The 13,018-nt window shown below is 75.5% G+C and carries 12 protein-coding genes; 8 read left to right on the forward strand and 4 right to left on the reverse strand.

Annotation, left to right across the window (positions count from 1 at the left end):
* Nucleotides 1-687, forward strand: a complete 687-nt coding sequence (locus tag QSK10_RS13080; protein ID WP_285663033.1) for an ABC transporter ATP-binding protein — start codon at nucleotides 1-3, stop codon at nucleotides 685-687.
* 139 nt (nucleotides 688-826) lie between these two features.
* The gene (locus tag QSK10_RS13085) at nucleotides 827-1,867 is read left to right on the forward strand and encodes an LLM class flavin-dependent oxidoreductase (protein WP_285663034.1); all 1,041 of its coding nucleotides are present in this window, start codon (nucleotides 827-829) and stop codon (nucleotides 1,865-1,867) included.
* Between the two features lie 40 nt (nucleotides 1,868-1,907).
* Here the strand turns inward: QSK10_RS13085 and QSK10_RS13090 are convergent, their stop codons facing one another.
* Nucleotides 1,908-2,336 (reverse strand): LppU/SCO3897 family protein, encoded by a 429-nt coding sequence (locus QSK10_RS13090; RefSeq protein WP_285663035.1) that lies wholly within the window; start codon nucleotides 2,334-2,336, stop codon nucleotides 1,908-1,910.
* Between the two features lie 268 nt (nucleotides 2,337-2,604).
* Between QSK10_RS13090 and QSK10_RS13095 the strand changes: the two genes are divergently transcribed.
* The 4 genes from QSK10_RS13095 to QSK10_RS13110 all read left to right on the forward strand — a co-directional run bounded on the left by QSK10_RS13095 (nucleotide 2,605) and on the right by QSK10_RS13110 (nucleotide 7,457).
* Nucleotides 2,605-3,498: an alpha/beta hydrolase gene (locus QSK10_RS13095; protein ID WP_285663036.1), complete on the forward strand. Its 894-nt coding sequence runs from the start codon at nucleotides 2,605-2,607 to the stop codon at nucleotides 3,496-3,498.
* Nucleotides 3,495-5,162: an ABC transporter ATP-binding protein gene (locus tag QSK10_RS13100; RefSeq protein WP_285663037.1), complete on the forward strand. Its 1,668-nt coding sequence runs from the start codon at nucleotides 3,495-3,497 to the stop codon at nucleotides 5,160-5,162. Before QSK10_RS13095 ends, QSK10_RS13100 begins: the two co-directional genes overlap by 4 nt.
* A complete protein-coding gene (locus QSK10_RS13105) occupies nucleotides 5,159-6,871 on the forward strand; it encodes an ABC transporter ATP-binding protein (protein ID WP_285663038.1) in 1,713 nt (570 codons plus the stop codon). Before QSK10_RS13100 ends, QSK10_RS13105 begins: the two co-directional genes overlap by 4 nt.
* A 73-nt stretch (nucleotides 6,872-6,944) precedes the next feature.
* Complete coding sequence (locus QSK10_RS13110) at nucleotides 6,945-7,457, forward strand: hypothetical protein (RefSeq protein WP_285663039.1); 513 nt, start codon at nucleotides 6,945-6,947, stop codon at nucleotides 7,455-7,457.
* On the opposite strand, the gene QSK10_RS13115 is transcribed toward QSK10_RS13110, so the two are convergent.
* Nucleotides 7,450-8,322: an alpha/beta fold hydrolase gene (locus QSK10_RS13115; RefSeq protein ID WP_285663040.1), complete on the reverse strand. Its 873-nt coding sequence runs from the start codon at nucleotides 8,320-8,322 to the stop codon at nucleotides 7,450-7,452. The genes QSK10_RS13110 and QSK10_RS13115 overlap by 8 nt on opposite strands.
* A gap of 84 nt (nucleotides 8,323-8,406) precedes the next feature.
* On the opposite strand from QSK10_RS13115, the gene QSK10_RS13120 reads away from it, so the two are divergent.
* Nucleotides 8,407-11,394: a BTAD domain-containing putative transcriptional regulator gene (locus tag QSK10_RS13120; protein WP_285663041.1), complete on the forward strand. Its 2,988-nt coding sequence runs from the start codon at nucleotides 8,407-8,409 to the stop codon at nucleotides 11,392-11,394.
* Here the strand turns inward: QSK10_RS13120 and QSK10_RS13125 are convergent.
* A complete protein-coding gene (locus tag QSK10_RS13125; protein WP_285663042.1) occupies nucleotides 11,375-11,581 on the reverse strand; it encodes a helix-turn-helix domain-containing protein in 207 nt (68 codons plus the stop codon). The genes QSK10_RS13120 and QSK10_RS13125 overlap by 20 nt on opposite strands.
* Nucleotides 11,581-12,057: a DUF2975 domain-containing protein gene (locus QSK10_RS13130; protein ID WP_285663043.1), complete on the reverse strand. Its 477-nt coding sequence runs from the start codon at nucleotides 12,055-12,057 to the stop codon at nucleotides 11,581-11,583. Before QSK10_RS13130 ends, QSK10_RS13125 begins: the two co-directional genes overlap by 1 nt.
* 88 nt (nucleotides 12,058-12,145) lie before the next feature.
* On the opposite strand from QSK10_RS13130, the gene QSK10_RS13135 reads away from it, so the two are divergent.
* Entirely contained in the window at nucleotides 12,146-12,982 is an 837-nt protein-coding gene (locus tag QSK10_RS13135) for a pentapeptide repeat-containing protein (protein ID WP_285663044.1), read from the forward strand.
* The last annotated feature ends 36 nt before the right edge of the window (nucleotides 12,983-13,018 follow it).

The raw sequence follows: 13,018 nt of genomic DNA on the forward strand, positions 1-13,018 counted from the left end.
GTGCTGCAGGTGAAAGACGTCGTCAAGCGCTTCCGCTCCGGTGGCGAGGATGTCAATGCCGTCGATGGGGTGACCTTCGAGGTCCCCGCGGCGACCTTCGCGTCCATCGTCGGCTCCAGCGGCAGCGGCAAGAGCACTCTGCTGTCGCTGATGGGCGCCCTGGACGCGCCGACCAGCGGCAGCATCCACCTGGCCGGGACCGAGATCACCGCGCTGCGGCCGCGTGAGCAGGTCGCCTACCGGCGTGCGCGGATCGGGTTCGTGTTCCAGCAGTACAACCTGGTGCCGAACCTGACGGCGGTGGAGAACGTGATGCTGCCCCTGGAGTTCGCCGGGGTCAAGGCCGGTGAGCGCCGCGGCCGGGCGACGGAGCTGCTGAAGATGGTCGGGCTGTCCGGCCAGAAGCTCGACCGCCTGCCGGGCAAGCTCTCCGGCGGTGAGCAGCAGCGGGTGTCGATCGCGCGCTCGCTGGCCAATGAGCCGGAGCTGATCCTGGCCGATGAGCCGACCGGCAACCTCGACAGCCGCAACGGCAAGCGCATCGTGACGCTGCTGCGGGACCTCGTGGTCGCCAGGGGCACCACCGTGGTGGTGGTGACGCACGACCGTGGTGTGGCGGCGAAGGCGGACATGACCTTCTCGATGCGCGACGGGAAGATCGTGCACACGCGGATGAAGGGGAGCTAGGCCGCCATCGGACGAGCGGGCCGCGCAGTCGCCGCGCGGCCCGCTTTCGCACGCCTGCGGCCATGATCGGCGGCCTCTCCCACGCGCTATTCTCTACTAAGTCGATAGGAAAACTAGGTAAGCGTCACGAGGAGCCGCCATGCCCGCCGCCGAATACCTCTGGTACATCCCCAACCAGGCCGAACCCGGGCACCGGGGCGACGACGCCACCGACGGCCACAACAGCCTGGCGACCCTCACCGGCCACGCCGAGGCGCTGGAGCGGCACGGCTGGTCCGGCGCGCTCATCGGCACCGGCTGGGGACGGCCCGACACCTTCACCGTGGCCACCGCGCTGGCCGCGCGCACGACCACCTTCCGGCCCCTGGTGGCCATCCGCCCGGGCTACTGGCGCCCGGCCAACTTCGCCTCGGCCGCCGCCACCCTCGACCACCTCAGCGGCGGGCGGCTGCTGGTCAACATCGTCTCCGGCAAGGACGACCTGGCCGCCTACGGCGACCACGAGAGCGTCCAGGCCGACCGCTACGCCCGCACGGGTGAGTTCATGCGCATCGTGCGGCGGCTGTGGACCGAGGAGAACGTGACCTTCCAGGGCGAGCACTTCTCGGTCACCGGCGCCACGGTCGTCCCGCGCCCGGTGGGCAGGGGTCCGCGCCTGTACTTCGGTGGGGCGTCCGAGGCGGCCCAGGAGGTGGCGGCGCTGGAGGCCGACGTGCAGCTGTTCTGGGGCGAGCCCCTGGCGGGGGTGCGCGAGCGCATCGAGCGGCTGCGGGAGCTGTCGGCCAAGCTCGGCCGCGAGCACGCGCCCCTGGAGTTCGGCCTGCGCGTGACGACCCTGGTGCGCGACACCACCGAGGAGGCCTGGGCCGACGCGGAGGCGAAGGTGGCGCGCATGGCCGAGACCCCGAACCGGCTGTGGCGCGAGGCGGTCGGGCAGCGGCGGCTGCTGGACCTGGCCGAGCGCGGCGACGTCCTCGACGACAACCTGTACACCGCCCCGGGGCGCTACGGCGGTGGCGGCGCGGGCACGACGTGGCTGGTCGGCTCGGCCGAGGACGTGGCGTCCTCGCTGCGCAAGTACCGCGATCTCGGCGTGACGCACTTCGTGCTGTCCGACACCCCGTACCTGCCCGAGATCGAGCGCCAGGGCGAGCGGCTGCTCCCGCTGCTGAGGGACTAGGAAACCGTACGGCCAGGGGCGCGCACCCCTGGCCGCCGGACTACTTCGCGGCGCCGGTCACCGGGACGACGCACATCTCCCAGCGCTTGCCGCGCTTGCCGTTCCGCTTGTTCACCTGCTGCCCGTCGGGGTGGTTGTCGCAGGTGCCCAGGTCGGAGTCGTATCCGCCGGAGGTGGCCGTCTCCACGACCTTCCACGCGGCGGCCGGGTCGGTGCACTCCACGGTGCTCCACCCGGTGAAGGTCTCATCGAGGTTCTTCAGGCAGTCGCCGCGCTGGGGGTTGCCGCCGTGGACGAAGAAGAAGTAGCCGAACAGCGCGCCGACGAGCAGCAGCACGAAGGTGATGCGCAGTCCCCAGCGCGGTCCGCGCCGTCGCGGCACCGGCGGGGCGTAGCCGTAGCCGGGCGGCGGTGGGGGCGGGCCGTACTGCTGCGGGTACTGGGGGCGCTGCTGGTGTGGGTAGCTCACGTCGTCCTGCTCGGTGTCGGGGGCCGGGTGAGTTCGAGTCTGTCCGCCGGGACGCCGGAACGCGCGCCGGGACGCCTCGCGCGGCACGATTCGGGGAGACGCCTACGCCCGCCGTGGTACGCCGCGACGCGGCCGCCGCCCCGGCCACGTCGCCGGAACCGGTGGTGGCGGGGGTGCCCGGTGACGGCGCGGAGTGCGCTGGGAGTACGCCGGGGCGTACGACGCTCGCCGGACGACGCGGAGGGCCTTCGTCCATAGCCTCGTGGCCATGGACCCCGAACTCGCAGCCTTCATCCCCCTGTTCCCCCCGGCCGACCTCACCGACGTGCCCGCCGCGCGCGAGCTGCACGCGAAGCTCACGGCCTCGGCGCCCGTCCCCGACCTGTCCGGCATGGACGTCGAGGACCACGTGGTGAGCGGCGAGGCCGACGTTCCGGTGCGCGTCTACCGGCCCCGTGAGGCCCGTGGCGCGATCCTGTGGTTCCACGGCGGCGGCTTCGTGATGGGCGGCCTGGACTCCGAGCACCCGTGGGCGGCACGCGTCGCCGAGGCCTCGGGCGCCGTGGTCGTCTCGGTGGACTACCGGCTCGCCCCCGAGAACCCCTACCCGGCGGCGATCGACGACGCCTACGCCGTCCTGACCTGGGCGGCGGAGAACGCCGGGCGGCTCGGTTTCGACGCCGGCCGCCTCGCCGTCGCCGGGCACAGCGCGGGCGCCACCATCGCCGCCGCGCTCTGCCTGCGCACCCGCGACGAGGGCGGCCCCCGCGTCCACTTCCAGCTGCTCAACCAGCCCGGCCTCGACGACCGCCTGGAGACCTGGTCGGCGCGCCATTTCACCGACACCCCGTGGCTGACGCGCGGCAAGCTCGCCTCGGCCTGGGGCCACTACCTCGCCGGGCGGGCCGCCGACGAGTACGCGGCCCCGGCACGGGCCGAGGACCTCTCGGGGCTCCCGGCGGCCTACATCGCCTCGGCGGAGTTCTGCCCCAACCGCGACGAGGACATCCTCTACGCGCTGCGGCTGCTCCAGGCCGGGGTCCCCGTCGAGCTGCACCAGTGGCCGGGGACCTTCCACGGCTCGCAGGCCATCACCTCCGCCGAGGTCTCCCGGCGGCAGCTCGCCGAGCTGGGCGCCGTCCTGCGCCGGGCCCTGGCATGAGCGTGCTGAAGCCCTTCCGGTGGGGCTTCACGGCCGTGGTCGCCTTCCAGGTGGTGGGCGCGCTGGCGGGCCTGGCGCCGCTGCTGGCCGTGATCGAGCTGGGCCGGACGTTCCTGGCGTCCGGCCCGGCCGATCCCGGGCACGTGCGGACGGTCGTCCTGGCGGGCGCGGCCGGGCTGCTCGTCCGGCTGGCCTTCACCGTGGCGTCCTCGGCCACCGGGCACCTGCTCGACGACCGCGTCCAGCTCTCCCTGCGCCGCCGCCTGGCCGCGCACCTGGCGCTCGTCCCGCTCGGGCGGCTCTCACGGCGCCGCACCGGCGAGCTGGCCAAACTCGCCGGTGAGGACGTCGCGGCCATCCACCCCGTCATCGCCCACACCCCCGGCGAGCTGGTCTCGGCCTTCGTCGTGCCGCTGGTCTCGCTGGTCTACCTGTTCACCCTGGACTGGCGGCTGACGCTGATCACGCTGATTCCGGTGGCGCTCGCGGTGGCCCTGGTCCCGCTGCTGATGCTCCCGGCGCGGCAGCGCGAGCAGAAGGGCTTCGACTCCGGCATGGCCGACATCGCCGCCTCGGTGGTGGAGTTCGTGCAGGGCATCGCCGTGGTCAAGGCCTTCGGCGGCGGCGAGCGCGCCCACCGGCGGTTCCTGGACGCCGTCGATGTCTTCGTCACCGCCTTCGGCCGCTGGGCGCGCGGGCTGTCGGGTGTGGCCGCGGCGATGCAGGTGGTGCTGTCGCCGCCGTTCGTGCTGCTGACCGTCCTCATCGGGGCGAGCGCGCTGGTCGGCGGCGGGGGCATGGCCGCCGCCGACGTCCCGCCGTTCCTGCTGCTCGGGCTGGGGCTGACCGCTCCGCTGGCCGCCCTCGGGCACGGCCTGGACGATCTCCAGGCCGCCCGGCGGGCCATCGGCCGGATCCGCGGGACCCTCGCCGAGGCGCCGCTGCCGGTACCCGCGCGGCCCACGGCGCCCGAGGGGCACCGGATCGAGCTGCGCGGCGTCCACTTCGGCTACGGCGAGCACGAGGTCCTGCGCGGCGTCGACCTCGTGCTGGAACCCGGTACGACCACCGCCCTGGTCGGGCCCTCCGGGAGCGGCAAGTCGACGCTGGTGCGGCTGCTGCCGCGCTTCTTCGACCCCACCCGGGGCGAGGTGCTGCTCGGCGGGGTCGACCTGCGCGAGATCGCCGCCGCCGACCTGTACAAGACGGTGTCGTTCGTGTTCCAGGACGTGCGGCTGCTGCGCGCCCCGGTCGCCGACAACATCGCCCTGGCGGTGCCGGGCGCCTCGCGTGAGCGCGTCGAGGAGGCCGCCCGGCGCGCCTGCGTCCACCAGCGGATCCTGGAGCTGCCGCGCGGCTACGACACCGTCCTCGGCGATGAGGCGGTGCTCTCGGGCGGTGAGACCCAGCGCGTCGCGCTGGCCCGCGTGCTGCTGGCCGACACCCCCGTCCTGGTCCTCGACGAGGCCACCGCCTTCGCCGACCCGGAGACCGAGCTGGCCGTCCGCCGCGCCCTGGCCGCCGGGCGCGCCGACCGGACGCTCCTCGTCATCGCCCACCGGCCCGAGACCGTCGCCGGGGCCGACACCGTCGTGGTCCTCGACGGCGGTGTGCTCACCGAGGGCTCCTCCGCGTTCGCCCACACCGGGAAGGTGACCTCGTGATCGGCTCTCTCCTGCGCGTCCTCGGACCCGAGTACGCCCGCCCGGTGCGCCGCGCCGTGGCGCTCATGACCGTCACCGCGATCGCCGAGGGCCTCTCCTACGCGCTGCTGATCCCGGTGCTGCGCGCGCTCTTGGGGCCCGATCCCGGCTCCGCGCGGCCCTGGCTCGCCGCCTTCGGCGGGGCGGTGGCCGCCTACGCTCTGCTGCGCTACGTCGCCGACCGCTTCGGGTTCCGCGTCGGCACCACCATGATGCGCGGGCTCTACCGCCGCCTCGGCGGGCACCTCGGCCGTCTCCCGCTCGGCTGGTACACCGCCGGGCGCGTCGGCGAGCTGTCGGTGCTGGCCAGCCGGGGGGTCCTGCAGGCCATGAGCGCCATCGCGCACCTGCTGTCCCCGCTGGTCTCGGCGACCGTCACGCCGCTGACGATCGCGGCGGTGATGACCGCCTTCGACTGGCGCATGGGCCTGGCCGCGCTCGCCGCCGCGCCCGTGGTCGCCGGTGTGCAGGTGTGGTCGGGGCGGGCGATGACGGCCACCGACGCCGATCGCGCCGAACGCGATCACGAGGCCACCGGCCGCGTCATCGAGTACGTGCAGGCGCAGCCGGTGCTGCGCGCCGGTGGCCGCGCCGGTGAGCGCTTCGAGCTGCTGGACGCCTCGCTGCGCGAGCTGAGCCGCGCCACCCGCCGCGCCACCCGCTCGGCGCTGCCCGGCGCGCTCGGGCTCACCTTCACCGTGCAGGCGGTGTTCACCGGTCTGCTCGCCCTGGGCGCCTACCTGGCCGTCGGCGGGTCTCTGGGCGGCCCGGAGCTGCTGGCACTGCTGGTGCTGGCCGCGCGCTGCGCCGAGCCGGTGCTGGCGCTGGGGGAGGCGGCGGGGAAGATGCGCGGGGCGAAGTCGGTGCTGGCGCGGCTGGAGGCGGTCCTGGACACCGAGCCGCTCCCGGAGCCGCCCGCGCCGGTCCGGCCCGACCGCCACGACCTGGAGCTGGAGGAGGTCACCTTCACGCGCGGCGACCGGAGGGTCCTGGACGGGCTGAGCCTCACCGTCGCCGAGGGCGAGCGGGTGGCGGTGGTCGGGCCTTCGGGGGCGGGCAAGAGCTCGCTGCTGCAACTGGTGCCGCGCTTCTACGACATCGACGCCGGGGCCGTGCGCGTCGGCGGTGTGGACGTGCGGGCGGTGGACTCCGCCGAGCTGATGTCGCGGGTGGCAATCGTGTTCCAGGACGTGTACCTCTTCGACGCCACCATCGAGGAGAACGTGCGCCTGGGCCGCCCGGAGGCCACCGGCGCCGAGGTCCGCGCCGCGGCGGCCGCCGCGCGCCTGGACGAGGTCGTCGGGCGGCTGCCCGGGGGCTGGGCGGCGCGCGTCGGTGAGGGCGGCGCGCTGCTGTCGGGCGGTGAGCGGCAGCGGGTCTCGATCGCCCGCGCGCTGCTCAAGGACGCCCCGATCGTGCTGCTCGACGAGGTGACCTCGGCGCTGGACCCGGTCAACGAGGCCGCCGTCCACGAGGGGGTGGAGCGGCTGATGGCGGGCCGGACGGTGGTCATGGTCGCCCACCGGATGGCGACGGTGCGCCGCGCCGACCGGGTGGTGTTCCTCGACGGCGGCCGGATCGTGGAGCAGGGCGGCCACGCGGAGCTGCTGGCGCGCGGCGGGCGTTACGCCGCGTTCTGGGCGGCGTCACTGGCGCCGGTGGGGGAGTGAGCCGGGTGGTCCCCGCCGGGCCGGACGGGGACCGCCCACCCGGTACCCTTTCGGTTCCGGCGAAAGGATCTTGATGCGGTTCCTCACCCCGATCGCGATCGCGGCCACCCTCGCCGCCACCCTGACCGCCTGCTCGGCCGGGCCGGACTGCACGCCCGGCGAGCCCGGGCCCGCCGCGACCTCGGTGGCGGCCAAGCAGGGGCACGACGAGCTCGGCGTGACCGTGGCGGTGCTGGACTGGAAGGCCGAGCCGCACCCGCAGGTGCCCGGCGAGGGCGACAAGGTGCACTTCCGCTACCGGGTGACCGCCGATCCGGCGAAGTTCCCGCCCGATCACCTGAGCCTCCAGGCCTGCGCGGTCGACGCGGGCTCGATCGTCCTGGGCTGCACCGAGATCGGCCTGTTCCCGCAGGACGCGAGCGCCGGCGAGGGCGACGACTGGATCGGCGTCCCCACCGCCTACCGCGTGGTGCTGGTGCCCGACCAGATGTACGCCGGTCCGGCCGGGTGCAACGAGAGCGACCCCAAGGACGGGTACGGCTACCAGCCGCCGCGCTACCTGCGGCCCGGCGACAAGGTCACCTGAGCAGCAGCTCCCGGATCGCGCCCGCGACCGCGCCGGGCGCCTCCTCGGCCATGAAGTGCCCGTAGGGGACGGTCCGGTGGTCGAGGTCGGGCGCCCAGGCCCGCCACACCGCCGCCGCGTCGTAGCCGAGGGCGGCGCCCCAGTCCTGCTGGAGCACCGTCACCGGCATCGCCAGGACGCGCCCGGCGGCCCGGTCGGCCAGGTCGTGCTCGTGGTCGATCCCGGCCGAGGCGCGGAAGTCGGCGACGATGGAGGCCACGGCGTCGCGCGAGGCCGCCAGGTACGCCTCGCGGATCCCGGCGCCGAAGGGCTCGGCGCCGTTGTTCCACGCGCTCAGGAAGTGCGCGAAGAACGCGTCGGGCGCCGCCGCGATCAGCGTCTCGGGCAGGCCGGGCGGCTGCGCCATCAGGTACAGGTGGAAGGCCACCGCCGCGCCCGCCCCAGCCAGCACCTCCCACATGTCGGCGGTGGGGACCACGTCCAGCGACGCCAGGTGCGTGACGTGCCCGGGGTGGTCCATCGCGGTGCGGAAGGCGGCCAGCGCCCCCCGGTCGTGCCCGGCCAGGGCGAAGCGCTCGAAGCCGAAGGCGGCGGCCAGCGCGACGGTGTCGGCGGCCATCGTCCGCTTGGAGTAGGTGTCCGGACCGGCCTCGGGCTTGTCGCTGTCGCCGTAGCCGCGCAGGTCCGGGACGATCACCGTGTGGTCGGCGGCGAGATCGGCGGCCACGTGCCGCCACATCAGGTGCGTCTGCGGGAAGCCGTGCAGCAGCACCACCGCCGGTCCGTCACCGCCCACGGCGGTGTTGAGGTGGACGCCGCCGCCGACGTGGACGCGCTGGCGGCCGAAGCCGGGGATGACGGTCATGGGAGCTCCTCTGGAAAGGGGGGTACGGGCCGAGCCTGCGCGCGGCGAATCAGCAACCACTCAGCACACCGGTACATTCGGTGCGTGCCGACCGCCGACGACCTGCGCCTCGGCGTCCTGGGGCCGCTGACCGTCGAGGACGCCGCCGGCCCGGTCGACGTGAAGGGCCCGCGCCACCGCGAGGTCCTCGCCCGGCTCCTCGTCGCCGAGGGCCGCGTCGTGCCCGTCGGCGTCCTCATCGGCGACCTGTGGCCCGAGCCCCCGGCCGGGGCCACCGGCGCGCTCCAGACCTTCATCGCCGCCCTGCGCCGCGCCCTGGAACCCGGCCGCCCGCCGCGCGCGCCCGCGACGGTCCTGGTCACCGAGGCGCCCGGCTACGCCCTGCGCGTGCCCGACGCCGCCGTCGACGCCCGCCGCTTCGAGGCCGCCGTCGCCGAATCGGGGCGGCTGCTGACCGCCGGGCGCGCCCGCGAGGCGCACGACCTGCTCGACACCGCCCTGTCGTGGTGGCGCGGGCCCGCCTACGCCGAGTTCGCCGGGGAGCCCTGGGCCTTCGCGGCCGCCGCCCGCCTGGAGGACCTGCGCCTGCTGGCCGCCGAACGCCGCGCCGAGGCCGCCCTCTCCCTCGGCCGCGCCGCCGAGACCGCCGCCGACCTCGCGGCACACGTCGCCGCCCACCCCCGGCGCGGCGACGCCTGGCGGCTGCTCGCGCTGGCCCTCTACCGCGCCGGACGCCAGGGCGACGCGCTGGCCGCGCTGCGCCGCGCCCGCGCCGTCCTCGACGACGAGGGCCTCCTGCCCGACCCGGCCCTGCGCGACCTGGAACGCGACGTGCTGCGGCACGCGCCGCTCCTGCGCCCACCCGGACGCGCGCGCCTCACCGGCCGCGACGCCGAACTCGCCCGCCTGCGCGCCGCCGCCGACCGCGCCGCGGCCACCGGGCGGCTGGTCCCCGCGCTGCTGTCCGGCGAGCCCGGCGCGGGCAAGACCGCCCTCGCCGAGGAACTGGCCGAGTCGTGGCCGGGCGGCCCGGTCGTCTGGTCGCGCGGCACGTGGCCGGAGTTCGTGGACGCGCTGCCCGGCTTCACCCCGCCCGAGCCGGGGCCCGGCGACCCCGCCGCCGTCCGCGCCCGCCTCCACCGCGCCGTCACCGGCCACCTCGCCGGGCTCGCCCCCGTCCTGCTCGCCGTCGACGACCTCGACCGCGCCGACCCCGCCGTCCTCGACTACGTCACCGCCCTGCTCACCGCGCCGCCCGCCGCGCCCGTGCTGCTCCTGGCCGCCCACCGCGACACCGCACCCTCGGCGGCGCTCACCGCCGCGCTGTCCCGCGCGGCACGGCTGGACCCCGTCCGCGTCCACCTCGCGCCCCTCGAACCGGCCGCGACCGCCGCGCTCATCGCCGAGACCACCGGCACGGCCGTCGCACCGGACGTGGCCGCCGCGATCCACGCCCGCAGCGGCGGCAACCCCTTCTACGCCCGCGAACTCGCCCGCCTCCTCGCCGAGGAGGGACCCGCCGCGCTGACGGCGGTGCCCGCGGGCGTCCGCGACGTCGTCCGCCACCGCCTGGCGCGGCTGCCCGCGCCCGCCCACGCGGTGCTGGCCACGGCGTCGGTGCTCGGCGTGGACGTGCCCCTCGACGTGCTGACCCGCATGGCCGGCGACGCCGAGGTGGTCCTCGACGCCGTGGACGCCGCGCTCGCCCACGGCTTCGCCACCGCCGACGCCCACCGCATGCGCTTCGGCCACGCCCTCGTGCGCGACACCCTCTACGCCGACATCGCCGCGCCCCGCCGCGCCCGCCGGCACGCCCTGGCCGCCGAGGCCGTCGACGATGACGACGCCCGCTCCCACCACTACTTCGCCGCCGGGGACTTCCCGCGCGCCGCGGCCACCGCCCGCGCCGCCGCGCTCGCCGCCGGGCACCGCTTCCACGACGCCGCCCGCCTCTGGTCCCGCGCCCACGCCGCCCAGCGGCACTTCGACGCCGGCCCGCGCGAGCGCGTCGAGGTCACCATGGGCCTCGTCGCCGCCCTCGCCGTCACCGGCGACCTGGCCGCCGCCCGCCGCCACCGCGCCGAGGCGATCGCCACCGCCCGCGCCCTCGGCGACCGTGACGTGCTGGCCGCGACCGTCACGTCCTATGACGTGCCGGCGATCTGGCCGGTCAACGACGACGAGGAGCTCTCGGCGCTGGTGGTCGCGGCCGCCGAGGAGGCGCTCCCGGATGCGCCAGTGGCCGTCCGCGCGCGCCTGCTGGCGACGATCGCGATGGAGACGCGCGGGGCCCGCGACGGCCGGGGCCGCCGCGCGGCGGCCGAGGCCGAGGACCTCGCCCGCGCCATCGGCGACCCCGCGCTACTGGCCTTCACGCTGAACGCGCGCTTCATGCACGCCTTCCACCGCGCCGGGCTCTCCGGCGAGCGCGCCGCCATCGCCGCCGAGATCATCGCCCTCGCCCAGGCCCACGACCTGGTGTCCTTCGCCGTCCTCGGGCACCTGATCGCGATCCAGTCGGCCGCCGCCACGGGGGACCACGCCACCGGCGACGCCCACGCGTCGGCGGTCACGGCACTCGCCGAGCGGTACGAGGTGCCCCTGGTGGCCGTCTTCACCGACTGGTACGCGGCCTTGAAGAACCCCACCGAGGCCGCCTACCGCCGCGCCGCCGCGCGCCTGGACACCGCCGGGATGCCCGGCGTCGCCGGCGGGCTGCTGCCCCTGGCGCTGCTGTCGCTGCGGCTGCGGCCGGGCGCGGTCCCGGCGATGGGCGACCTGCCGCCGATGGGGCCCTACGAGCCGTGGGCGCGTCCCCTGCGGCTGCTGCCCGACCGGGCGGCGGCCGCGCGGGCGCTCGCCGCGACCCCGGCGTCCCCACGTGATCTGCTCCTGGAGGCCCGCGCCTGCCTGACCGCCGCGGCCGCCATCGCCCTCGGCGACCGCGACGCGATGGGCCGCGCCCACGGCCTGCTGCTCCCCGCGGAGGGGGAACTGGCGGGCGCGGGCAGCGGCATGGTGTCCTTCGGGCCGGTCCCCGACTGGCTGGCGGCTACGGCGCCTCCCACCTGAGCAGGTCGCCCGGCTGGCAGTCGAGGACCTCGCAGAGCGCCTCCAGGGTGGTGAAGCGGACGGCCTTGGCGCGCCCGTTCTTGAGCACCGCCAGGTTCGCCGGGGTGATGCCGACCCGCTCGGCGAGCTCGCCGACCGACATCTTGCGCTTGGCGAGCATGACGTCGATGTCCACGATGATCGGCATCAGATCACCTCGTCCAGTTCGGCGCGCATCCCGGCGGCCTGGACGAGCAGCATCCGCAGGACCAGCACGATCAGCGCGACCCCGAGCTGCCCGATCACGGCCCCGCCGAGCAGCAGGACCATGCCCGGCGGCACGTCGTCACCCGGCGCGATCATCCCGGCGAGGGAGGCGGTCAGGACCGCGGCGGCGATGAGGGCGCCGATGATCAGGTGGACCCACCGGAACGCGCCGGGGGAGAAGACGGTCCCGCGCCCGACCATGGTGAGCAGGTTCCACACGCACACCAGGATGACCTGCGCGGTGATGATCCACAGGATCAGGATGACGGTGAGCGCCCAGGTCATGCCCGCCGCCTGGGGCCGGGTGTCGGAGTCGTTGACCGCGATGAGCGGGAGCATGACGGTCTGCACGAACAGCGATCCGCCGAAGAGCAGGACGAGCACGACGCGCAGTGCTTGGACGGCGAGTTTTCCCATGGAGGGCTCCTTCTATCGACTCTCGATGAGAATCTATCGAAAAACGATAGGCGAGGCAAGTGGTGGCCCGGCGTGTCCACCGGTCACAATGGACGCCGCCGCTCAAGGAGGCCCGCTGAACACCGCCGACGTGCGCGAGCACTTTCTCCGGGCCCTGGCCCACCTGGCCGATGCCGAGCCCGGCGTCCGTGCCGGGGCCCTGCATGTCCTGGACTCCCTGGCGGTCGAGCACGCCGACTGGCGCCCCCGGGTGCTGGACGTGTGGTGCGCCCACCTGCGCGCGCCCGAGCCCGACGAGGGCCGCGCGCTGGCGCTGCGCCTGATCGCCGGGCACCTGCGTCCCGGCTCGGCGGCCTACTGGGGCCCGATGGACGTCGATCTGCGCGGCGCGCACCTGCACGGGGCCGACTTCGCCGACTGCCGCTTCGGGACCGCCGACTTCACCGGTGCGGTCTTCACCGGGATCACCCACTTCGAGCGCGCGGCCTTCCTGCGGACCGCCGACTTCACCGGGGCCGCCTTCGAGTTCATGGCCCGCTTCGACCGCGCGGCCTTCGGTGGCCCCGCCTTCTTCGGCCGGGCGCGGTTCGCCACCATCGCCTGGTTCCCCTGGGCGCGTTTCGCCGAGGCGGCCGACTTCGCCGAGGCCGCCTTCGGCACCGCCTGGTTCAGCGGCGCCCACATCGCCGGGGAGGCCGGATTCCGGCGGGCGGTCTTCGGCGGCCGGGCGGTGTTCGGCACGGCCTCCCTCGGCGAGGCCGACTTCACCGGCGCGGTCTTCACCGGCCCCGCCGAGTTCCCCGGCGCCACCTTCGCCGCGCTCACGCTGGACGCCCGCGTCCGGCTGGTCTTCGCCCACGACCTTCCCGGCGCGTGGCGGGCCGCTGCGCCCGACGGGCAGCCGGGGCGGGTGCTGGTCGCCTGAGCGGTGCGGCAGAATCCGGCTCGGAGAGGAGCGGCG

The sequence above is a fragment of the Actinorhabdospora filicis genome (assembly GCF_030269765.1).
Taxonomy (GTDB): Bacteria; Actinomycetota; Actinomycetes; order Mycobacteriales; family Micromonosporaceae; genus Actinorhabdospora; species Actinorhabdospora filicis.

Coding starts and splice junctions, on each gene's coding strand:
- QSK10_RS13085 (WP_285663034.1), top strand. CDS start 827: ATGCCCGCCGCCGAATACCTCTGGTACATCCCCAACCAGGCCGAACCC.
- QSK10_RS13095 (WP_285663036.1), top strand. CDS start 2,605: ATGGACCCCGAACTCGCAGCCTTCATCCCCCTGTTCCCCCCGGCCGAC.
- QSK10_RS13100 (WP_285663037.1), top strand. CDS start 3,495: ATGAGCGTGCTGAAGCCCTTCCGGTGGGGCTTCACGGCCGTGGTCGCC.
- QSK10_RS13110 (WP_285663039.1), top strand. CDS start 6,945: ATGCGGTTCCTCACCCCGATCGCGATCGCGGCCACCCTCGCCGCCACC.
- QSK10_RS13115 (WP_285663040.1), bottom strand. CDS start 8,322: ATGACCGTCATCCCCGGCTTCGGCCGCCAGCGCGTCCACGTCGGCGGC.
- QSK10_RS13125 (WP_285663042.1), bottom strand. CDS start 11,581: ATGCCGATCATCGTGGACATCGACGTCATGCTCGCCAAGCGCAAGATG.
- QSK10_RS13130 (WP_285663043.1), bottom strand. CDS start 12,057: ATGGGAAAACTCGCCGTCCAAGCACTGCGCGTCGTGCTCGTCCTGCTC.
- QSK10_RS13135 (WP_285663044.1), top strand. CDS start 12,146: ATGGACGCCGCCGCTCAAGGAGGCCCGCTGAACACCGCCGACGTGCGC.